The sequence below is a fragment of the Photorhabdus caribbeanensis genome (assembly GCF_018448885.1).
GTDB classification, from domain to species: Bacteria; Pseudomonadota; Gammaproteobacteria; order Enterobacterales; family Enterobacteriaceae; genus Photorhabdus; species Photorhabdus caribbeanensis.
Genome location: NZ_RCWB01000155.1, coordinates 1 through 382 on the forward strand (window position 1 = coordinate 1; position 382 = coordinate 382).

The 382-nt window shown below is 52.1% G+C and carries 1 protein-coding gene; it reads left to right on the forward strand.

Going from position 1 to position 382, the window contains the following annotated elements:
* Positions 1-382, forward strand: a 382-nt coding sequence (locus tag EAE90_RS23440; protein ID WP_214055472.1) for a hypothetical protein, incomplete at both ends; no start/stop codon positions are given.

Genomic DNA, 382 nt, shown 5'->3' on the forward strand with positions numbered 1-382 from the left:
TAAATGGCAAAGTACAGGCGAAAAATCTGACGTTGACACAAGGCCCCAGCCAGGTTGATCTCAAACATGGGACTATTGCACCTATTGCTGGAGAAGGTGATAGTCCCTGGAAAGCGATTGATACCGGGTCATTGGGGGGCATGTATGCGAATAAAATCCGTCTGGTGAGTACCGAGCCGGGTAAGGAGGTTAACCTTGCCAATCTGACTGCAACGCAAGGCGACATTAGCCTGACGGCGGATGGCAAGGTGACTTTGGGGGATGTACAGGCCCAAACGGATATCACCGTTAATGGTAAAGACATTGAAACGACGAAACTGACCGCAGAGCAAGGCGGCATCAGTCTGACGGCGAGTGGCAAGGCGACTCTGGGGGATGTACA